Origin of the sequence: Streptomyces sp. CA-210063 (assembly GCF_024612015.1) — a bacterium.
In the GTDB taxonomy this organism is placed as follows: Bacteria; Actinomycetota; Actinomycetes; order Streptomycetales; family Streptomycetaceae; genus Streptomyces.
On sequence record NZ_CP102512.1, the window covers coordinates 2,030,544 to 2,050,585 of the forward strand.

16 protein-coding genes are annotated in these 20,042 nt (G+C 69.7%); 4 read left to right on the top strand and 12 right to left on the bottom strand.

The genetic code is table 11. The features are described from left to right. Nucleotides 1-50: 50 nt before the first annotated feature. The 8 genes from fxsT to JIX56_RS08855 all read right to left on the bottom strand — a co-directional run bounded on the left by fxsT (nt 51) and on the right by JIX56_RS08855 (nt 12,196). Nucleotides 51-4,043, bottom strand: a complete 3,993-nt coding sequence (fxsT, locus tag JIX56_RS08820; protein ID WP_257538218.1) for an FxSxx-COOH system tetratricopeptide repeat protein — start codon at nt 4,041-4,043, stop codon at nt 51-53. Continuing rightward, on the bottom strand, nt 4,040-5,404 hold the full coding sequence (fsxC, locus tag JIX56_RS08825; RefSeq protein ID WP_306819835.1) for an FxsC protein: 1,365 nt from the start codon (nt 5,402-5,404) through the stop codon (nt 4,040-4,042). Before fsxC ends, fxsT begins: the two co-directional genes overlap by 4 nt. Continuing rightward, nucleotides 5,385-5,981: a TIR-like protein FxsC gene (locus JIX56_RS08830; protein ID WP_257538220.1), complete on the bottom strand. Its 597-nt coding sequence runs from the start codon at nt 5,979-5,981 to the stop codon at nt 5,385-5,387. Before JIX56_RS08830 ends, fsxC begins: the two co-directional genes overlap by 20 nt. Nucleotides 5,982-6,214: 233 nt before the next feature. After that, entirely contained in the window at nt 6,215-8,611 is a 2,397-nt protein-coding gene (locus tag JIX56_RS08835; protein WP_257538221.1) for an FxsB family cyclophane-forming radical SAM/SPASM peptide maturase, read from the bottom strand. Between the two features lie 33 nt (nt 8,612-8,644). After that, nucleotides 8,645-8,800 carry an FxSxx-COOH cyclophane-containing RiPP peptide gene (gene fxsA, locus JIX56_RS08840; RefSeq protein WP_257538222.1) on the bottom strand — a complete coding sequence of 52 codons (156 nt, stop codon included), beginning with the start codon at nt 8,798-8,800 and terminating at the stop codon, nt 8,645-8,647. A gap of 357 nt (nt 8,801-9,157) precedes the next feature. Then, complete coding sequence (locus JIX56_RS08845) at nt 9,158-10,084, bottom strand: ATP-binding cassette domain-containing protein (protein WP_257538223.1); 927 nt, start codon at nt 10,082-10,084, stop codon at nt 9,158-9,160. A gap of 8 nt (nt 10,085-10,092) precedes the next feature. After that, a complete protein-coding gene (locus JIX56_RS08850) occupies nt 10,093-11,169 on the bottom strand; it encodes an ABC transporter permease (protein WP_257538224.1) in 1,077 nt (358 codons plus the stop codon). A gap of 7 nt (nt 11,170-11,176) precedes the next feature. After that, nucleotides 11,177-12,196 carry a sugar ABC transporter substrate-binding protein gene (locus JIX56_RS08855; RefSeq protein ID WP_257538225.1) on the bottom strand — a complete coding sequence of 340 codons (1,020 nt, stop codon included), beginning with the start codon at nt 12,194-12,196 and terminating at the stop codon, nt 11,177-11,179. A 531-nt stretch (nt 12,197-12,727) separates the two neighbouring features. Between JIX56_RS08855 and iolD the strand changes: the two genes are divergently transcribed. Both iolD and JIX56_RS08865 read left to right on the top strand, forming a co-directional pair. Continuing rightward, entirely contained in the window at nt 12,728-14,602 is a 1,875-nt protein-coding gene (gene iolD, locus JIX56_RS08860; RefSeq protein WP_257538226.1) for a 3D-(3,5/4)-trihydroxycyclohexane-1,2-dione acylhydrolase (decyclizing), read from the top strand. 100 nt (nt 14,603-14,702) lie between these two features. Then, on the top strand, nt 14,703-15,473 hold the full coding sequence (locus tag JIX56_RS08865; protein WP_257538227.1) for a GntR family transcriptional regulator: 771 nt from the start codon (nt 14,703-14,705) through the stop codon (nt 15,471-15,473). A 73-nt stretch (nt 15,474-15,546) separates the two neighbouring features. On the opposite strand, the gene JIX56_RS08870 is transcribed toward JIX56_RS08865, so the two are convergent. After that, nucleotides 15,547-16,698 (bottom strand): Gfo/Idh/MocA family protein, encoded by a 1,152-nt coding sequence (locus JIX56_RS08870; RefSeq protein ID WP_257538228.1) that lies wholly within the window; start codon nt 16,696-16,698, stop codon nt 15,547-15,549. 176 nt (nt 16,699-16,874) lie between these two features. Here JIX56_RS08870 and JIX56_RS08875 point away from each other — a divergent pair, with 176 nt between their 5' ends. Continuing rightward, nucleotides 16,875-17,879 (top strand): LacI family DNA-binding transcriptional regulator, encoded by a 1,005-nt coding sequence (locus tag JIX56_RS08875; protein WP_257538229.1) that lies wholly within the window; start codon nt 16,875-16,877, stop codon nt 17,877-17,879. Nucleotides 17,880-17,923: 44 nt separating this feature from the next. On the opposite strand, the gene JIX56_RS08880 is transcribed toward JIX56_RS08875, so the two are convergent. Next, nucleotides 17,924-18,415, bottom strand: a complete 492-nt coding sequence (locus JIX56_RS08880; RefSeq protein WP_257538230.1) for a MarR family winged helix-turn-helix transcriptional regulator — start codon at nt 18,413-18,415, stop codon at nt 17,924-17,926. A gap of 126 nt (nt 18,416-18,541) precedes the next feature. Between JIX56_RS08880 and JIX56_RS08885 the strand changes: the two genes are divergently transcribed. Continuing rightward, nucleotides 18,542-18,916: a DoxX family protein gene (locus JIX56_RS08885; RefSeq protein WP_257538231.1), complete on the top strand. Its 375-nt coding sequence runs from the start codon at nt 18,542-18,544 to the stop codon at nt 18,914-18,916. A 43-nt stretch (nt 18,917-18,959) separates the two neighbouring features. On the opposite strand, the gene JIX56_RS08890 is transcribed toward JIX56_RS08885, so the two are convergent. Next, a complete protein-coding gene (locus JIX56_RS08890; RefSeq protein WP_257538232.1) occupies nt 18,960-19,391 on the bottom strand; it encodes an ankyrin repeat domain-containing protein in 432 nt (143 codons plus the stop codon). A 39-nt stretch (nt 19,392-19,430) separates the two neighbouring features. Beyond that, a complete protein-coding gene (locus JIX56_RS08895) occupies nt 19,431-20,042 on the bottom strand; it encodes a hypothetical protein (RefSeq protein ID WP_257538233.1) in 612 nt (203 codons plus the stop codon).

The following is a 20,042-nucleotide window of genomic DNA, read 5'->3' on the forward strand; positions in this document are numbered from 1 at the left end:
GCGGCCGTTGCCGGGTTCCGGCACCGGCCGCACACTCCGGTCGACGACCCCTAGATGGGGTGCGGCTCCAGGTCGAGGCAGCTGAGATCCCACTCCTGGAGGGCCAGTACCCGGGGGTGCTCCCGGCCGATGCGCTTGCTCAGCGCGGCCAGCGCGTCATGGTGGTTGGTGCGGGCCTCGTCCGCCCGGCCCAGTCGGCTCAGGATGACGGCGAGGTTCCCCGCACAGGTCAGCGTCGACGGGTGCGTGGGCTCAAGGACCTCCTTGAGGAGTTGGAACGCCTCGGAGCAGGTCCTTCGGGCTTCCTCCCACTCGCCGAGCGCCGCTTCCGCGACGGCCAGGTTCGCGATGCAGATGAGCACATAGGGATGGTGCTCGCCGTTGAGCGTGCTGAAGCGGTCCTGGGCCTTGCGCAGCAACTCCCGTGCCTCGGCCGCCGCTTCGGGACGAATGGACTCGACGTCGCCGAGCAGCAGAACCGCGTAGTTGACCGAGCAGGCGACGGTCTGGGAGTGGCCCTCCCCCAGGTTGTCCCTCAGGTCCTCCTGGACCCTGCGGATCAGGGTCAGCGCCTCGTCGACCCGCCCCTGGGCGGCCATGTCACCGGCCAGGCTCATCTCCAGCAGCAACTGCTCGGCGGACGACCCCTTCTCCCCGTCGGGCGTGCTCCGCAGCACATGGCGCACGAGTTCCTCGGCCTCCACCGGCCGGCCCGCCCGGCGCAGTGAACCGGCCAGCCCCTTGGCCGTGTTGAGCACGGTCGGCGAACCCTGGGTGAGGCGAGGATTGCGCAGACAGCGCTCGTACGCGCGCTTCAGCAGGGTGACGGATTCCTCGTAGTCACCGCAGTCACGCAGGTCGCGGCCCAGGTTCACCGCCGACTCGATGGTCAGCGGATGGTCGTGGAGCTGGATCGCCTCACGCAGTTCCAGCGTCTTGCGGTCCAGATCGCGGGCCTTGTAGTAGTCGCCGGAGAGTCGCAGGGCGACGGCGAGGTTGTTGGCCGCGCTGAGGGTGCGCGCGTGGTCCTCACCGTAGATCAGCTCGTACCGCTGGTACGTCTCCTCGTCGTACCGCAGAGCCTCCGTCAGTCGGCCAAGACCCCGCAGGTCGGCCGCGATGCTACTGGTGGTCATGAGGATGTGCTGGTCGTCCACGTCGTCGAGCACCGCGAGCTGTCGCTCCAGGACCTCCTGGTCGAGGGCGAGCGACTCCTCGTACCTGCCCTGGGCGCGCAGGATGTTGGCGATCTGGAAGCGCATGTGCAGCGTCCAGCGTTCGTCCGGTGAGCCCTCCGCGGACCAGGCGGCCACCCGCCGGAAGCTGTAGTCCATGGCCTGGCTCAGCTCGCCCCGGCGGCGCAGCTGGCGCACCCGGTCCACGAAGAGTTCCTTGATGCCTTCGTCGGGCGCGGTCTCGGCCCACGGTGTGCCGAGGTGCGGCCAGATGATGCGGTACTTCTCCCAGGTGTTGGGGTTCTCGGGGTCGTCCCCGCTCGGCCTGGCGGCGATCAGCGAGCGGTACACGACTTCCTGCGCCGCCTCGCGCTCCGCGTCGGTCATCTCCTCGCGCATGGCGATCTGCATCATCCGGTGCACCGTCACGCTCCGGGCCTTGCGGTCCACCGTGACCAGGGAGAACTTGCTCAGCTCCTTGTAGGCGCGGGAGACCGTGCGGACCCCGCCGAGCGCCCGGGAGACCTCGAAGCCCTCCAGCAGGTCCATGGAGATCGGCTCGGGGCTGTAGTACGAGCAGATCTGCAGGAGCTTCACCGCGGGCGGGAACTTCTCCCTCAGCTGCCCGAGGGCGAACTCCCAGGTGTTGGTGCTCGACTTGACGACTTCGCCGACCGTGTTGTCGTCCGGGGCTCCGGTGGCCTGGGGCTGGAGCTGCTTGATGTAGCTGCGGACGTCGACTCTGGTCTGCTCGATGTAGGCCGCGGCGCGTTCGATCGCGATCGGCAGGTCGCCCAGGGCCTCCGCGATCTGGTCGGCCTCCGCCCAGCCGCAGTCGGGCAGTCGGCTGTGGAGGTGGGCGATGCTCTCGTCCCGCTCGAACACGGGGACGTCGACGGTGTCCACGAACCGTCCCCAGCCCTCGGCGCGCTGGCTGGTGATCAGGATGTGGCCGCCCCGGCCGTCCATCATGAACTCGGGGAGGTAGTCGGCCTCCGTCACGTTGTCCAGGATCAGCAGCCAACTGCCGTACGGCTCACCGTGGTTGAGCGCCTCGTAGACCGTCTTGGCCGTGTCGGTCGGGTTCGTCCGCACCGGCAGGCCCAGCTTCTCGGCCATGGCCGCGTACCGCTCGACGGCCAGGATCTTCTGCTCGGCCTGGATGTGCCAGATGACGTCGTAGTCGCTCTTGTAGCGGTAGGCGAACTCCTGGGCCAGCAGGGTCTTCCCGACCCCGCCCATGCCCTTGAGCACGAGAGCCCGGTTGTCCTCCTTCCACAGCTTCTCCCGGATGCCCTCCAGCAGCTCCGTCCGCCCGGTGAAGGACGACGTACGCAACGGGACATCGAAGACCGGAGGTTCGGCGCCGGGGTAGCGGGGCAACTTGGGCTCGGCGCCGGTGAAGTGATTGCGCGTCAGCGACTCGGAGGTCCGGCCGAAGCTGGCCAGCAGGGCCTCACGGGCCGCCTCTCCGGTGTCGCAGCGGGTCATGTCGGCGAGCTGTTCCGTGAAGGGCGCGTCCAGTGACAGCTTCCTGTCGACCTGCATCGAGACCAGCTGGTGCGAGCGCCGGTCGCCCTCCGCGTAGACCGCCTCCCAGGTGGTGCGGAAGCGGGACGACCTGAGGTAGGTCTCGGAGAAGATGACCAGGGTGTGCGAGGCCGACTCGACGCCGCGCTCGATCTCGTCCCTGCGCTGGGCGCCCTCGGCCGTGCCCTCCTGCGCCAGGTGGACCTTGAAACCGGCCTGCTCCAGGACCGCGCCCGCCCAGTTGGCCCAACTCCGGTCCTGGGGAACGAAGCTGACGTACACGTCGGAGATGCGCGGCGGGCGGTGGCGGGTGTACCGGTCGAGGGTCTTGCGGCGCAGCGTCTCGTCGATGCGGGGCATCGAGTCGACCTGGCCGTCCGTGATGACCTCGGTGAGTCTCTCGTAGGCGGCGAGCAGGCTCTTGGGGTCCCCCGGCTGCTCGCGGAACGGGGCGAGCGTCTCCTCGTAGGAGTAGATGGGCCGGTAGGGGATCTCCACGTTGCCCCAGTAGTCCTCCGGGTCCCGGTCGGTGATGTGCTTGCGCACGATCCGGTCGAAGCGGTACTGGATCTGTCCCCGGGCGGCGTCCAGCCGGTCCGCCTCCGCGTTCTCCACCCGCATGGGGACGGGCAGGATCCGGATGTCCCGGTTGCCGTACAGCATCCCGTCGATGCGCTCGGCGACGCCCGCCGCGCCCTCGATGCTCTGGCTGCTGGGGGTGAAGCAGGTGACGAGGGTGTGGGGCAGGTTGACGGTGCAGATGTCGGAGATGTCGTTGAGCCCGGTGCGGCTGTCGATGAGGACGTAGTCGAAGTTCTCGACGAACTCGCGCTTGAGCCCTTCCAGAAACCTGGTCGCCAGCGGCCCGTCCATGAAGGGCTTCCAGTCGAACTGGGAGAACGCCGAGAGGTAGCCCTTGTTCTTCGTGCCGGCCGGGAGGTAGTAGAGCTGGCCTCCCGCGGGGAATTCCCAGTCGACCTGGATGAGGCAGCTGTTGAGAGCGATTCCGTCACTCGCCCAGGCGTCGGCCGCGGCCGACAGTTCGGAATCGAGTTCGAGCTGACGCGTCTGCTCGGCCATGTTCAGCGCCTGGAGCATGAACTGGGTGGACCGGCTGACCAGTTCGAGCACCCCGGGTGTGGTGCGCAGCTGACTCTCACTCAGAAAGGGGTGCAGGAAGCGGTCAAGACCCGGAGCGTCGAGATCCCAGTCGACCACCAGGACACTCTTGCCCGAGGAGGCCAGGATCCAGGCCGTGTTGGCCAGTGCCATCGTCCGTCCCGTACCACCCTTGTACGAGTAGAACGTGATGATCCTGCCCGCGTCGTCGCCGGTCATGGCCTGCCCTCCACGCGACGTCCGTCGCTCGGTGCCCCGTTGTCCCTGCCGGCGTCGGGCCGTCGGGGCAGGTCCGCACCGGATTCCGGAACTTCCCGGACGCCAGCTCCGCTCCGGGACAATTGTGAATGAATGTACCGCAAATAGCGGATCTTGGTTGCCTCGGCCAGCTCACTGAACCAGCGGGTGAAGACATCCGCCCCGGCCAGCCCGCGTACCGCATCCTGCTCTCCCGCCCGGCCCTCGCTGAGGAAGCGGGGGAAGTGCGTCGTCAGCAGTCCACGCAGCCGGTCGGCCTGCTCCTTGGTCTGCAGATCGTCCCCCGCCAGAGTACTCAGCACGGCCGTCCACGGACGCCGGGCCCTGTCGAACTCCCGTGCCTGACTGGCCATTTGGGGATTCTCCAGCGCCCAGGGATCCACCACCAGGATCCAGGGGGCCGTCGGGATCTCCGCACCCCGCAGCTCCGCCTGGATCTTGTGGAAGGGCAGCACGGTGGGCTCGAAGCCGAGGTTGCGGGCCAGGGCCTCCATCTGCTCGACCAGAGGTCCCACCGCTTGGCCATAGGGCCGCCAGTCGTCGACGCGTGGTCCGTAGCGGGTGTTGTCCCGGCCTACCGGTAACTGTTCCTCGGTCGGGGCGAGCACGGTGATGTGCAGCGGGGAGGCGAAGGGCGGATCGGCGAAGGCGTCGTCCAGGCCGGCCAGCGTCGTCGGCTCCGCCGTCCTGCCGCCGCCGGTGGACACCCGCGACTGCCCGGGCACGGAGGCCGCCTGGTCGACGATGCGCTTGGCGAGCCAGTCGGTGACCTGGGCGACCTGGGCGGAGAGCTGGGCCGCCGCGTTCTCGTCGTCCGGGTCCGGCCGTTCGGTCAGGTCGAGCAACTGGTCGAGCAGCCGGTGCAGCCCCATGGAGGCGTAGTTCTCGGCCGCTTCACCGATGCCTTCCGGCACCTCGGGGTACTGCTCCTTGACCCTCTTGGGGAGCGACGTCGGCGAATACGGGGTCCACAGCACCGGGACCATGCTCGGCCGAACCCCCTGAGACGCCCCCTGGGTGACGGCGGTCCACTGGCGCCCGCACTGGGGATTGCTGAAGTACCGCTTCGAGTACAGCGGAACGAAGACCTGGCAGCCGAGGAGCGCCTTGATCGACTTCTCCCCCGGCGTCCCGGGCCGCTCGACGAACCCGGCCTCCTCCCGTGACACTCTCGCGTGACGTGCCACTTTCCCGCACAGTTCGTCGAAGAACTGGAAAACCAGACGATTGGGATCCTGTGAGGCATCCCGGTGTCGGGGAGCAGGAACCCGCGCATAGCTCATGAAGAACATCGGCATCCCGCTATTCCCCCTCGAAGACATTCCGGAGGTCTTTGAACAGCTCCACGTCGCACGGTTCAAGGCTGGTCTGCTGAGCCACTTTGACGATCATCTGGGCGAGCGTCCACACGGAGCTGCGGTACTTGAGGTGACGGCCCGCCTGCTTCAGTCCGTAGAGACCGGACTGCAGGTAATCCTTACCCAGATCGGGGTGGGCGTACTGCACCCTCGCCGCCGTGGGCGGCAGCGTCAGATGCTGGTGCCCCACCCAGAGGACGGGGACGATCGCGTTGCCCGTGTACGGGCGGGTACGGAGCTGTTCCTCCTGACGCCGCGCGAAGGCGTCCCATTCCCTTCCGCACCACTCCCTCTTGAAGTACCGGCTGTTGTAGATCGGTACGAAGACCCGGCAGGTGGCCAGGGCCTGTTTGAGTCTGCTCTCCCAGTCGTCGCCGGGGTCCATGCTCAGGTCGAGGAATCCGGGCGATTCCTCCCCGTCGTGATCGGTCAACTGCATGATGTCGCTGCATAACTGGGCGTGGAACTGCTCCAGCGCCACATCCGACGGATCTTTCCTGGCCCGCGCGGCCCCCTTCAGCGGTGTCCGGGCATAGCTCATGAAGAACACATACGGATCGGAGGAAACCGTCGACCGGGTCGCCTGAGAAGCCGGATGAATCATGGACTCGCCTTTCCCCTCCCCCGTCGCCCACCTCGGGCCTCCCAGCCCCGAGCATCACAGCTGAATCTCCTCCAGGATCCATTGGAACGCGAAAACCACTGCCGGTGCCAGGGTTCGGCCGGAGCAAGTTGTAGCGGACACCGGTGCGGAGAACGGGAGTTGGTCCCCCATTACACCGCGACCGGACCGGTTTCGGCCACTCCTCCCAGAGTTTCGGCCTCGCCCCGGAGCCCTCGGACGAAGCGGTGACCCAGGGCGGTCAGGGAGCCGGTTCCGGCCACCGTGTCGAGGGCGTCCAGCACCGCCGTACGCCACTTGTCCGCCTCGACGCGGGAGCGTTCGTGCAGGGCGGCGCCGACGTCCGCCGCACCGCGGCGGACCCTGATCCGCCAGACGTCGGCGACCGCGAGATGGGCGTACGCGCCCTGGACGATGGCGTCGAGCGGCCTGGGGTCGGGCCGCCACAGCACCCGGTAGCGGCGCTCGTCGAGGCCGTCGAGCAGGTCGAACATGTCCAGCATGGCGCCCAGTTTGACGTGCTGGTACTCGTGGATGAGCAGCATGGCGAGGTCCTCGGCCGAGCGGGGCAGCGCGATACCGACCGCGCCGAAGGCGTGCCGGGAGGTGGCGCTGACGTCGTCACCGGTCGGTGAGGGGGCCAGCGGGGTCACGGCGGTCAGCCCGGCGGCGATCCCCGGCGCGTAGTCGGGGTACTCGGTCCGGATCAGCCGCCAGGCTTCCCCGAACATCGACTCCCACCGTCGGAATTCGGCCTCGTCCAGTCGGGGCAACGGCTCGTACCCGTAGCAGTCGCGGGCGGGGTCCAGGTCGTCCAAGGCCACGTCCAGCCCCTCCGCGGACAGGTGCCGCAGCGGCTGCCAGATCATGCCGGCGGGTGGCCGCTCCCGGCCGAGGGTCCGCCCTTCCACGGTGAGCGCGGAGTCGGCGGCCGTCACGGTGACGGTCCCGGACCGCCGGTCGCGGCTGCCGGCGCGCAGCAACAGCCGCCCCATGCCGGGCAGATGGATCGCCGAGCCCTCGGGGCCGTGCCGCAGCGGGACCGGCAGGGTCAGCTGCCCCCCGGTGCGTACGACGGCCGAGAGCGCGGCCTCGGCCGGGTGGCCCTCGGCCCGCCGTGCCGACTGGCCGCAGGCGAGGGCCCACACGCGTAGATAGGGGTCGGCCAGCAGTATGTCCAGGGCGCCGGCGGGCAGGGCGAGGATCGCTTCCCAGCCAGGGGCCGAGGCCGCCGGGCCGCCGGGAGCCGAGTCCGCCGAGTCACGGGGGTCCTGGGTGTCCGCCCGGCGGGCGGCGGCCAGCAGAGCCCGTCGCTGGCTGCTCTGGGCCGCGGCGAGCGACCGGACGGCCGCCGTGCTGCCGTATCCGGCGGCAAGTTCGTCGAAGTGGGTCCAGGACAGGCCGTGCCAGCCGTGGCGGACCTCGGCGTCGTCGCGTTCGCTGATCTGGACGTACTCGATGGTCTTCAGCAGGTCCGCGCAGTAGACGGAGGGGTTGTCGAAGCCGTTCGACTTCCGGTGGCGGTGTCCGTACAGGCCGCCGCCGCAGACCGACACGACGGGGCAGGCGCGGCACTGCGCGCTCAGCCCGTCGAGTCCGGCGCGGCGGGCCTGGATGCCCCGGTGTTCGGCGGCCTCCTCCAGGCGGTGGGTGGCGATGTGCATGCCGGTGTCCGGGGCTCCCGGATAGGCCGTCTTGAGCCAGTCCGCCTGTTCGACGGCGCCGTCGGTCTCCACCACCAGCAGATCCGAACTGCCCAGCCCCAGCGCCTCGGTGAGGCTGCCCCGGCCGCGGGTCAGCCGGCTGATCGACTCGAACATCCGGATCCGCATCGGCATGCCGTCCGCGGTCCACTGCTTGTGCACGGCGATCAGCCAGTCGGCGTAGTCGGAGCCGGCCTCTCCGCCGGGGCGGGGCGGCGGGTACTCCCAGGTGGCGTGCGGCAGCAGGAAGTCGACGGCGGGCGGGCGCAGTTCGGCCAGCGCCCGGTACACCTCCACCGGGTCGTTCTCGACGTCGATCGTGCAGAGCAGCCCGCCGAAGGCGCTCCGGTGGGCGGGGGCGCCCAGGCGGCGCACCGCGCGCACCACGTCCCGGTAGGAGCCCGAGCCGTCCCGCCTGATCCGGTGACGGTCGTTGGACGCCTCGTCGCCGTCGAGCGAGATGCTGGTGACGATGGACTCGTCGACGAGCATCTCGCAGAACGCGTCGTCCAGTTGGAGACCGTTGGTCTGCATACGCAGGTCGAGTTCGGCCACGCCGTGCAAGGCGGAGCGCAGTCGGCGGGCGTAGCCGCGCAGTCGTTCACGCCCGGCGAGCAGCGGCTCACCGCCGTGCAGCACGACATGGACGCGGGTGAGTCGGTGCTCGGCGGCATGCTCGGCGATCCGGTCAGCCGTACGGCGGAACGTTTCCTCCGACATCGTCACCGGACGCCCGCGCCAGCTCTGGTCGGCGTGCTGGTAGACGTAGCAGTGGTCACAGGCCAAATCGCAGCGACTGTGCACCTTGATCACGAACTGGCGGAAGGGCCGCGCCGCCACCGTCACCGGTACGATTCCTCGTCGTTCCGGTCAGCCTGGTCAGAGCGACGACTGGAAGGCGGCCACCGGCTCTCCGCCACCCGCGAGCATCCTTGCCAGAGCCGACTCCTGAGCGGACTCCGGAACCTCATCCAGCGAGGTGTCGTGCAAGTCCCTGACGACGCTCGTGGCGAAGGGCTGCTCGTACCTGTCCATAGGCGTCTCCTCGGGCGTACGGCTCCGGGCGGCACACCTCATAGTGACGGCCCGGTAACCGAACAGCAAGGCGATCGCCAGCCAAGTCCGTGCGGCAAAGAGACATCGTCAAACGCCTTGGCGGCAGCGCTGGAACGCAGGTGCGAGGTGGTTGGGCCGCGGCGACGGGGAACGGACTGGTCCACCTGAAGGGCCGTCAATACACCGTCATTACATCGTCCATGCGTACGGCCTCGGTCGTCAGGACGCCCCTCCTGGACGCCCCCTCGGTCGAAGGGGCCGTCGTACCAGGAAAGTCGTCCTGACGACCCGGCCGTCGTCATCGGCGTGGCTGCCCTCAGGGGGCAGCCGCCGACATCACGCGGCCCCGTCCTTCGAGGTGGCCACGGGTGCGGTGAGGTCGCCCTCCTCGGGAAGCTCCTCGACGTCCACGCCACGGACCTGGGCCAACTCGTGCTTGAGCGCGGCGAGTTCGGTGCCTCCGGCCATGTGGTTGGTGAGTTCTTCGAGGCTGACCTGGTCGCGGGTGGCGGAGAGTTCGAGGGTGCCCAGACGCAGGACGCTGAAGTGGTCACCGACCATGTAGGCGTGGTGGGGGTTGTGGGTGATGAAGATGACGCCGAGGCCGCGGTCGCGGGCGGCGGCGATGTACTTCAGCACGACACCCGACTGCTTGACGCCGAGGGCGGCGGTGGGCTCGTCGAGGATGAGGACGCGGGCGCCGAAGTAGACGGCGCGGGCGATGGCCACGCACTGGCGCTGGCCGCCGGAGAGGGTGCCGATGGGCTGGTCGAGATCGTCCAGGACGATGCCCATGTTGCGCAGTTCCTCGTCGGCGGTCTTCCTCATCCTGTCGATGTCGAGGCGGCGCACGGGCCAGGGGCCGCGCGTGAACTCGGAGCCGAGGAAGAAGTTGCGCCACACCGGCATCAGCGGGACGACCGCCAGGTCCTGGTAGACGGTGGCGATACCGGCGTCGAGGGCTTCACGGGGGGTGGTGAAACGCACCGGCTTGCCGTCGACGAGGACGTCGCCTTCGGTGTGCTGGTGCAGGCCCGAGATGATTTTGATGAGGGTGGACTTGCCGGCGCCGTTGTCGCCCAGGACGCAGGTGACGCGGCCGGGGTGGACGGCGAGGTTCACGCCGTGCAGGGCGCGGACGTTGCCGTAGGCCTTGCCGGTCCCCTTCAGCTCGACGATGGGCGTGTCCTGGCCGGGCGTCGCGTCGGTGACGGTGTCCTTCGGGGGCGTGCCGTCGGCAGCGGATCCGTTGGTGGTGGTCATGGGGTGGTTCACCTCCGGGTCGCTTGGCTGCGGACCCACAGATTGACGAGGGCGGCGATCAGGAGCATCACGCCGAGGAAGGCCTTGAACCAGTCGGGGTTCCAGTTGGCGTAGACGATGCCCTGGTTGACCATGCCGAAGATGAAGGCACCGATGACCGGGCCGATCGCCGAGCCGTAGCCGCCGGTCAGCAGACAGCCGCCGATCACCGCGGCGATGATGTACAGGAACTCGTTGCCCACGCCCTCGTTGGACTGCACCGTGTTGAACGAGAACAGCAGGTGCATGCCCACGAACCAGGCCCCGGCGCCGACGCCCATGAACAGGGCGATCTTCGTGAAGTTGACGGGGACACCGACGGCTCGCGCGCTGTCCTTGTTGCCGCCGACGGCGAAGATCCAGTTGCCGAACTTGGTGCGCAGCAGCAGCCAGGTCGCGATCGCGGCGAAGATCAGCCAGTAGAAGATCGTGATCTTGAAGTCGACGCCGCCGATGCCGATCTCCGAGGCGAAGATGCTCTTGGCCTGGTCGAAGCCGTCCATGTCGGCGATCGAGTCACTGGCCACGTTATTGGTGAAGATCTTCGTGACGGCCAGGTTGGAGCCCTGGAGGATCAGGAAGGAGCCGAGGGTGACGAGGAAGCTCGGCAGTCCGGTCTTGATGAGCAGCCAGCCGTTGAAGGCGCCCACCGCCAAGGACACGATCAGCGCGACGAACACGCCGGTCCAGACGTTCACCGTGAGCTGGAAGCTGAGGATCCCGGCGGTGAGGGCGGAGGTGGTGACCGCGACACCGGCGGACAGGTCGAACTCGCCGCCGATCATCAGCAGGGCCACCGGCAGCGCCATGATGCCCATGACGGAGGCCTGGTAGAGCACGGTCGCCAGCGAGCTGGTCTCCCGGAAGGAGGGGGCGACCGCGAAGAAGAAGGCGTAGACGCCGATCGCGGCGATGAGCGCGCCGACCTCGGGGCGGGCCAACAGGCGTCGGCCCAGGGAGCGTTGTGCGGTTCGGCCGTCCTTGTGGGCGGCCGGCGGAGCCGGCGACGAGGGTGAACTCGCCGCCGGTGCCGTTGCTTGGGTCATGGTCGGATCACCGGGTGCCCTTCGCGGCGAACTGGGCGATCGTGTCGACGTTGTCCTTGTCCACGAAGGCAGGACCGGTCAGCACCGGCTCCTCGCCACCGCCGCTGTAGTTTCCGTTGTTCTTGTAGAGCCAGAGCGAGTCCACGGCCAGGTAACCCTGCAGGTAGGGCTGCTGGTCGACGGCGAACTCGATGTCGCCGGACTTGATGGCGTCCGTCATCTCCTTGTTGAGGTCGAACGTCGCGACCTTCGCCTTGCTGCCCGCGTCGTCCACCGACTGCACGGAGGTCAGGGCGACCGGGGCGCCCAGGGTGACGACCTCGTCGATGGAGGAGTCCTGCTTGAGCTTGGCCGTGATGGTGGACTTCACCGAGGGCATGTCCGTGCCGTTGACATAGAGGTTCTCGGTCTCGCCCTCGAACGTCTTCTTCACGCCGGCGCAGCGGGCCTCAAGGGCGACGTTGCCCTGCTCCTGGATCACGCAGACCGCGTGCTTGGCGCCGGTCTCGTTGAGCTTCCTGCCGAAGGCCTCGCCGGCGACGGTCTCGTCCTGGCCGAAGAAGGAGAGCAGACCCTGCTCCTGCCACACATCCATACCGGAGTTGAGGCCCACGACGGGGATGCCGGCCTTCTCCGCCTTGGCGATGACGTCCTTCATCGCGTCCGGCTTGGCGAGGGTGACGGCGATGCCGTCGACCTTCTGGTCGATCGCGTTCTGGACGAGGTTGGCCTGGTTGGCCGCGTTCGGGTCGTTCGAGTAGATCAGCTCGACGTTGTCCTTGTCGGCGGCCGTCTGGGCGCCCTTGCGGACGATGTCCCAGAAGGTGTCGCCCTGGCCGGCGTGGGTCACCATCGCGACCGTCATCTTGGGGGTGTCGGCCTTGCCCGCGGAGGCGTCCGCCCCGCCCTCCTCGGCCTCCTTGCCGCCGGAACCGCTGGAGCAGCCGGCTATCAGCAGCGCGGATGCCGCGGCCATCGCGAAGAAGGGGGCCACTCTACGGGAGCGGGGATAAAACGTGCGGTCCATCTTTCCTGCACCTCACTGTGCGACAGGTGGAAAGGGAACGGGACAGCGTCGGGCGGAGTGCCCGCGCGGGCCCGGACATCGAAGTCCGGATCATTGTGCCGGTAGGCCGACTGAGCTGTTTCGTTGGGACGGGATACAAACCCCTGACACACCCGCCTGTCAATACTTTGTTAAGACATCATTTCAGGCTCAGGTCCGAATGTCAGTACAAATCCTTGACAGCGGGTCGCTTCGGGTCCTAAACCTGGGATACATCCGGACCTGAGTGCTCGCACACCCCGCGCGCACGGACCTCCGGTGGCCCGCATCCCCCACCCGAGGAGCGACGCGCATGCCCGAATCCTCCGATCCGATCGCCCTGGGCCGTATCGGAATCGATCTCTATCCGTTGCAGACCGGCGTCCCGCCCGTCGTCGTCCGCGGGTGAGTGGGTGCCGGTCGCGCCCCTAGAAGCGCCGGACGCGACCCACGCTGTTCAGGCCGCACAAGCCCCGCCACCCACCACAACCCCTTCGCCCCTGTGAGGTCCCGATGTCCCAGCCCACCCGCCGTCTGACCGTCGCCCAGGCGCTGGTGCGGTTCCTGTCCGCGCAGTACACCGAGCGCGACGGCGTACGCCACCGGCTGATCGCCGGGACCTGGGGCATCTTCGGCCACGGCAATGTCGCGGGGCTCGGCCAGGCCCTCCTGGAGGCCGGCGAGGAGACGATGCCGTTCCACCAGGGCCGCAACGAGCAGTCCATGGTGCATGCCGCCGTCGGCTACGCCCGTCAGCTGAACCGCCTCTCCGCCCAGGCGGTCACCACCTCCATCGGCCCCGGCGCCACCAACCTGGTCACCGGCGCCGCCCTGGCCACCATCAACCGGCTGCCCGTCCTCCTCCTGCCCGGCGACTACTTCGCGACCCGCACCGCCGACCCGCTGCTCCAGCAACTGGAGCACCCCACCGAGGCCGACGTCTCGGTCAACGACACCCTGCGTCCGGTCTCCCGCTACTTCGACCGGATCACCCGCCCGGAGGCCCTGATCCCGGCCGCCCTCAACGCCATGCGGGTCCTCGCCGACCCGGCCGACACCGGCGCCGTCACCCTCGCCCTCCCGCAGGACGTCCAGGCGGAGGCGTACGACTGGCCGGAGGAGTTCTTCGCCGAGCGCGTGTGGACCGTACGGCGTCCCGCGCCCGACCCGGTCGAGCTGGCCCAAGCCGTACGAGCCATCCGTGCCGCCCGGCGTCCGCTCATCGTCGCGGGCGGCGGCATCCACCACAGCGAGGCCGAAGACGCCCTGAAGGCGCTGGTCGACGCCACGGGCATCCCGGTCGCGTCCACCCAGGCGGGCAAGGGGTCCCTGCGGTACGACCACCCGGCCGACCTCGGCGGCATCGGCCACACCGGCACGGCGGTCTGCGACGACATCGCCCGCACCGCCGACCTGATCATCGGCGTCGGCACCCGCTACACCGACTTCACCACCGCCTCCCACACCCTCTTCCAGGCCCCGGACGTCCGTTTCGTCAACCTCAACATCACCGCCTTCGACGCCCACAAGCTGGCCGCCCGCACGGTGGTCTGCGACGCCCGGTCCGGTCTCACGGCCCTCGCCGAGGCATTGGACGGCCACCGCGTGAGCGAGGCGTACGAGGCCGAGTACCGGGCCGGCAAGGAGCGCTGGGAGCAGATCGTCGAGGCCGCCTACACCCCGGCCGACGAACACGCCGTACCCACGCAGAGCCAGGTCCTCGGCGCGCTCGACGCGGTCGTCGGTGACGAGGACGTCGTCATCAACGCGGCCGGTTCGCTCCCCGGCGACCTGCACAAGCTGTGGCGCGCCCGCAGCCCCCGCCAGTACCACCTCGAATACGGCTACTCCTGCATGGGCTACGAGATCCCCGCCGGGATCGGTGTCCAGCAGGCGGCGCCCGGCACGGCCGTCTGGTCGCTGGTCGGGGACGGCACGTATCTGATGATGCCGACGGAGATCGTGACGGCCGTCCAGGAGGGCCTGCCCGTCAACCTGGTCCTCATCCAGAACCACGGCTACGCCTCCATCGGCGGCCTCTCCGAGTCGGTCGGCGGAGAACGCTTCGGCACCGCCTACCGCTACCGCGCCGACGACGGCACGTTCTCCGGCGCCCCGCTCCCGGTGGACCTCGCCGCCAACGCGGCCAGCCTCGGCATGGACGTCATCCGCGCCAAGACCGTGCGGGAACTACGCGAAGCCCTGGCCGCGGCCCGCGCCTCCGACCGTCCCACCTGTGTGTACATCGAGACCGACCCGACGCCCACCGCTCCCCCGGCCGAGGCCTGGTGGGACGTCCCGGTCGCGGAGACCGCCGCCCGCCCGGCGGCCGTCGAGGCGCGCGCGACGTACGACCGGGAGGTGGCCAACCGGCGCCGCCACCTCTGACACCGCTGAGCAATCCGTGACGGAATCTCTTACGAATCCGGGCCATGTAAGGACAACGCGATGACAGGGGTTCCTGTCATCCGGACGGACGGATACCCTCATGGGCGTGACCAGCGCGACTACGGGGAGTACAGGGAGTCTCGGCCTCAGCGTCGACCGGAGCAGCCCGGTGCCGCTGTACTACCAGCTGGCCCGGCAGCTGGAGTCGGCGATCGAGCACGGTGCGCTCGGCCCGGGCAGCCTGCTGGGCAACGAGATCGAGCTCGCGGGCCGGCTCGGCCTGTCCCGGCCGACCGTGCGGCAGGCCATCCAGTCGCTCGTCGACAAGGGCCTGCTCGTCCGCCGCCGGGGCGTCGGCACGCAGGTGGTGCACAGCCAGGTCAAACGGCCGCTGGAACTGAGCAGCCTGTACGACGACCTGGAGGAGGCCGGCCTGCAGCCCACGACCAAGGTGCTGCTGAGCGAGATCCGGCGGGCCTCCGCCGAGGTCGCGGCCGCCCTGGGCATCGCCGAGGGCGCCGAGGTGCACCTCTTCGAACGGCTGCGTCTCACGCACGGCCAGCCGGTGGCGTTCCTGTCGAACTTCGTCCCGGCCGGGCTGCTGGACCTCGACACCGAACGCCTGGAGTCGACGGGCCTGTACCGGATGATGCGCAACGCCGGCATCACCCTGCACAGCGCCCACCAGAGCGTCGGCGCCCGTATCGCCACCCCCGAGGAGGCCGAGCGCCTCGGCGAACCGGAGGGCGCCGCACTCCTCACCATGCAGCGCACGGCGTACGACGACACCGGGCGCGCCGTCGAGTACGGCACCCATGTCTACCGGGCCTCGCGCTACTCCTTCGACTTCCAGCTGCTCGTCCGCAGCTGACGCCGGGGCAAGGGAAGTTCAGGGCCTGGAACGCTTCACAGGGCTCGTTCGGCGCCGGCAGCGGTCCAAGGCCTCAGAGGTTCACCCACGCCCCGGTTTCGGCGGAGCGGCTCATGGCGTCCAGCGCGGTGGCGCTGTGCACGGCGTCGGCCAGGGTGGTGCCGTGCGGGGTGCCCTCGGCGACGGAGCGCAGGAAGTTGTACGCCTCGACCACCTTGAGGTCGTCGTAGCCCATGGCGTTGGCGGAGCCCGGCTGGAACGCGGCGTACGCACCGTGGCCGGGGCCGACGAAGAGGGTGTGGACGGACTGGTCCTGGTAGGCGTCACCCTTGCTGACGCCCAGTTCACCCATACGGCGGAAATCCCAGAAGAGGGCGCCCTCGGTGCCGTGGATCTCGAAGCCGTAGTTGTTCTGCTCGCCGACGGAGACCCGGCAGGCCTCCAGCACGCCGCGGGCGCCGGAGGCGAAGCGGAGCAGGCAGTTGACGTAGTCCTCGTTCTCGACGGGGCCCAGCTCGCCGCCCGAGGCGCGGGTGTGCCCGGCGGTGGCGCCGGTGGGCCGGGCCCGCTCGGGGACGAAGATCGCGGTGTCGGCGGTGAGGGAGGCGAGGTCGCCGAGCAGGAAACGGGCGAGGTCCACGCCGTGCGAGGCGAGGTCGCCGAGGACGCCGCTCCCGCCGCGCTCACGCTCGTACCGCCAGGTCAGAGCGCCCTCGGGGTGGGCGGCGTAGTCGCTGAAGAGACGGATCCGGACGTGCGTGACCGTGCCGATCTCACCGGCGGCGATGAGCTCGCGGGCGGCGGCGACGGCGGGCGCGTTGCGGTAGTTGAAGCCGACCGTGCCCTGGACGCCGGCCTTGGCGACGGCGTCGGCCACGGCCCGGGCGTCGGCGGCGGTGAGCCCGACCGGCTTCTCGATCCAGATGTGCTTGCCCGCCTCGGCCATGGCGATGCCGATCTCCCGGTGCAGGAAGTTCGGCGCGGTGATGCTGACCGCCTGGATCCGGGGGTCGGCGGCCACCTCACGCCAGTCCCGGGCGGTCGAGGCGAACCCGAACCGCTCGGCCGCCTCCTCGGCGCGACCGGGCACCTCCTCGACGACCGTGACCAGCTCGGGCCGTACAGGCAGCTGCGGGAAGTGGTGCGGCACGCGGGCGTACGCCTGGGTGTGCACCCGTCCCATCCAGCCGAACCCCACGACCGCGACACCGAGCGCACTCACCATGACTGCCCTTCCTCGGACCTTCACCGGAATCACCGGAATCGCCAAGAGAATCACCGGGCCATGTTTGGACCGGTCCAGAAGCGTACGTCGCCCACTCTGCGAGGCCGTCTTCGCTGCTGTCAACCCCTTGCAGACCCCTTTGACAAGGGCACCGCGGCTGTGGAACGGTCCACGTCATGAGACCTCCGACCATCCGGGATGTCGCCGAGCGGGCCGGCGTGTCGAAGTCACTGGTCTCCCTGGTGCTGCGCGGCTCCGACCAGGTGCGCGCCGAGAAGCGGGAGGCCGTGCTGACGGCCGTGGACGAGCTGGGCTACCGGCCGAACGCCGCAGCGCGCAGCCTTAGCGAGCGCCGCACGCGCACGGTCGGCGTCCTCCTCAACGACATGCGCAACCCCTGGTTCGTCGAGCTGCTGGACGGCCTCAACTCCCGGCTGCACGACAACGGTCTGCGCATGCTCCTGGCCGACGGCCATCTCAACCGGCGGCTCGGCGAGGACCTCACCCACACCTTCACCGAACTGCGGGTCGACGGTCTGATCGCGGTCGGCACCCTGCCCCCGTCCGAGGCCCTGCGCACGGCGGCCGGGCTCATCCCGACCGTGGTCGCGGGCGCCCGCGAGCCCACCCTCCCCCATGTGGACGTCGTCGCGGGCGACGACCAGCACGGCGCCCGCCTCGCCACCGAGCACCTCATCGGCCTCGGGCACCGGCGTATCGCGCACATCGCGGGTGAAGGCGTGGTCGGCGCGCTGCGCCGCCGCAGCTTCGAGACGGTCATGCGCGAGCACGGGCTGGCCGACACGGCGGCCGTCGAGCGTGGCGACCTGACGGAGGAGGGCGGCTACCGCGCCACGGTCCGGCTGCTCAGCCTTCCCCAGCGCCCCACCGCCATCGTGGCGTTCAACGACATGGCCTGCGTGGGCGCCCTCTCCGCCGCCGAGGAGCTGGGCCTGAAGGTGCCGCGCGACCTCTCCCTCGTGGGCTACGACAACACGTACGTCTCACGCCTGCGCCACCTCTGGCTCACCACCGTGGACAACGCCAGCCACGACGTCGGCCGCGGCGCCGCCCAGTGCCTGCTCGACCGCATCGCCGACCCGACCCGCCCCGCCAAGGTCGTCCTGACCACACCGACCCTGGAGGTCCGCGGCACGACGGGCCCGCCGCCGGACCACTGAGCCCTCAGCTGTGAACCGCCGCCGCGTGAGGGGGCAGCGAGCCGTCAGTTCGGCGGCAACAGGCAGTGATCGTCCGGTGCGACGGTCTGCCAGATGCGCCGCCCGATGTCCCGCAACTGCCGCTGCTGCGTCTTGCTGAGCACGTCGAACACATAGCGCCGTACGGCGTCGGCGTGGCCCGGCGCGCTCTCGACGACCTTGGCGTATCCGGCGTCCGTGAGGATGGCCAGCGTGTAGCGCCCGTCGGAGGGGTCCGGCGCACGGCGCACCCATTCGCTCTTCTCCAGCCGCTTCACGAGATGGGACAGCCGGGACAGCGACGAACCGGCGTAGGCGGCCAATTCGCTCATCCGCAGGGTGCGTTCGTCGGTCTGGGACAGCATCGCCATCACCAGGTACTCCACGTGACTGATCCCCGAATCCCGCTGCAGCTGCGCGTCGAGCGCGCTCGGGAGTCTGACCATCACCCCGGCGAGCACGTGCCAGATCTGCATCTCCTCATCGGTCAGCCAACGCGACTGCTGCGGTGTCTCCATGACGCCCACTTTACGTGCCGCCTCAAGTGATCAAGAACGGAATGACTTGACGCTTCAACTCGCACAGCCCTACGTTGAACCCCCACTTCCCTTGAACATTCAACCCACAAACGGGACGAGTCCGCCATGAACATCACCCTCTGGATCATCGCGAGCCTCCTCGCGTCCGCCTTCCTCGCCGCCGGCCTGATGAAGACCACCCAGTCCAAGGAGAAGCTGGCGGCCTCGGGCATGACCTGGGCCGAGGAGTTCTCCCCGGGCATGGTCAAGACCATCGGCGCGCTGGAGGCCTTGGGCGCTGTCGGCCTGATCCTTCCGGCCGTCCTCGACATAGCCCCGGTGTTCGTCCCGCTCGCGGCGACCGGCCTCGTCGTCACGATGCTCGGCGCGGCCGCCTTCCATCTCCGCCGCAAGGAGACCAAGGAGACCGTCCCGAGTCTGGTGCTGCTGGTCCTGGCGGCCGTGGTGGCCTGGGGACGGTTCGGGCCGTACGCGTTCTGAGACCTGGCCGGGTTCGGTCACCGTCCGCCGGCGTGCGGCGGCGTCACGGGGCCCCCTCGCGCGGGCGGGCCCCCGCGGCGCGCAGCAGGGCCGCCGTTTCCGTGTGGGAGCCGTGCTCCGCCCAGTCGAGGGGCGACCAGCCCGTGCCGTGGTCCTCACGGAGGTCGGGGTCGGCGCCGTGGGCGAGCAGTGCGCGGACCGTCTCGGTGTGGCCCCAGCACGCGGCCGCGCACAGCGGTGTGCCTTCCGTGCCGTGTCCGCTCTCCAGGTCGGGCGAGGCCCCGCCGGCCAGCAGACGCCGGACCGCGGCGGTGGAACCGTGGACGGACGCCGCGTACAGCGGTGTCGTGCCCTCGGCGTCCGCCGTGTCCGGGTGCAGCTTGGACCGCAGCAACTGGCCGACGACGCGATGGTCACCGCCACTCGCGGCCAGAGTCAGCCGAGCCGACAGCTTCTTCCACCGCCGTCTGTTCACCGTCACTCGCCCCCGTCGGACACACCGGCCGTCACCCCATCACACGCCGCTCCCAGGGGCGACCTCTTTTTCCCGTACGTCGACGGCGGTGAGCGCCAGAGCCAGCAGCCCCGGTACGAGGAACGCGAGCGGCAGCAGCATCCAGGCGCTCAACGCGGCCGCCGCCACGGCCAGGACGACCAGCCCGCTGCCGCCCGGATCACGCACCGCGTCCCGGGCCGCTCCCCGCACCGCCGCGGGCCAGTCGTCGACCGACTCGGGGCGTCCGCAGGCGCGCAGGCCCACCACGGCGGCGCAGGCGCCGATGGCGGCGGCGAGAAGGGCGAAGGCGCGGCCGCCCGGGAGTCCGGCGCCGGCGAGGGCCAGGTCGGCGAGGACGAGGACCAGGCCCGTGAGGGCCACGAGCCCGGCGGCCAGGTCGCCGGGCCGCAGCCGTCGCCGTAGCGCCACGAGGAACCGTCCGGCCGTGGCCGGACGGTCCTCCCGTACGCCCCGCAGGACCGCGCAGGCCGTGGAGAGCGCCGCGGGCAGGGTGACCAGCGGGAGGCTCACCACCGCCACGGCGATCCCCACGCTCAGCACGTCCGCGAACAGCGTCATACGGGGCCCGAAGATCTCGCCCGCTTCCTTGTTCGTGCGCAGGGCGCTCAT

Coding starts and splice junctions, on each gene's coding strand:
- JIX56_RS08885 (WP_257538231.1), top strand. CDS start 18,542: ATGAACATCACCCTCTGGATCATCGCGAGCCTCCTCGCGTCCGCCTTC.
- JIX56_RS08850 (WP_257538224.1), bottom strand. CDS start 11,169: ATGACCCAAGCAACGGCACCGGCGGCGAGTTCACCCTCGTCGCCGGCT.
- JIX56_RS08880 (WP_257538230.1), bottom strand. CDS start 18,415: ATGGAGACACCGCAGCAGTCGCGTTGGCTGACCGATGAGGAGATGCAG.
- JIX56_RS08870 (WP_257538228.1), bottom strand. CDS start 16,698: ATGGTGAGTGCGCTCGGTGTCGCGGTCGTGGGGTTCGGCTGGATGGGA.
- JIX56_RS08865 (WP_257538227.1), top strand. CDS start 14,703: ATGGGCGTGACCAGCGCGACTACGGGGAGTACAGGGAGTCTCGGCCTC.
- JIX56_RS08895 (WP_257538233.1), bottom strand. CDS start 20,042: ATGAGCGCCCTGCGCACGAACAAGGAAGCGGGCGAGATCTTCGGGCCC.
- JIX56_RS08875 (WP_257538229.1), top strand. CDS start 16,875: ATGAGACCTCCGACCATCCGGGATGTCGCCGAGCGGGCCGGCGTGTCG.
- fxsT (WP_257538218.1), bottom strand. CDS start 4,043: ATGACCGGCGACGACGCGGGCAGGATCATCACGTTCTACTCGTACAAG.
- JIX56_RS08830 (WP_257538220.1), bottom strand. CDS start 5,981: ATGAGCTATGCCCGGACACCGCTGAAGGGGGCCGCGCGGGCCAGGAAA.
- JIX56_RS08855 (WP_257538225.1), bottom strand. CDS start 12,196: ATGGACCGCACGTTTTATCCCCGCTCCCGTAGAGTGGCCCCCTTCTTC.
- fsxC (WP_306819835.1), bottom strand. CDS start 5,404: ATGTCTTCGAGGGGGAATAGCGGGATGCCGATGTTCTTCATGAGCTAT.
- JIX56_RS08845 (WP_257538223.1), bottom strand. CDS start 10,084: ATGACCACCACCAACGGATCCGCTGCCGACGGCACGCCCCCGAAGGAC.
- iolD (WP_257538226.1), top strand. CDS start 12,728: ATGTCCCAGCCCACCCGCCGTCTGACCGTCGCCCAGGCGCTGGTGCGG.
- fxsA (WP_257538222.1), bottom strand. CDS start 8,800: ATGGACAGGTACGAGCAGCCCTTCGCCACGAGCGTCGTCAGGGACTTG.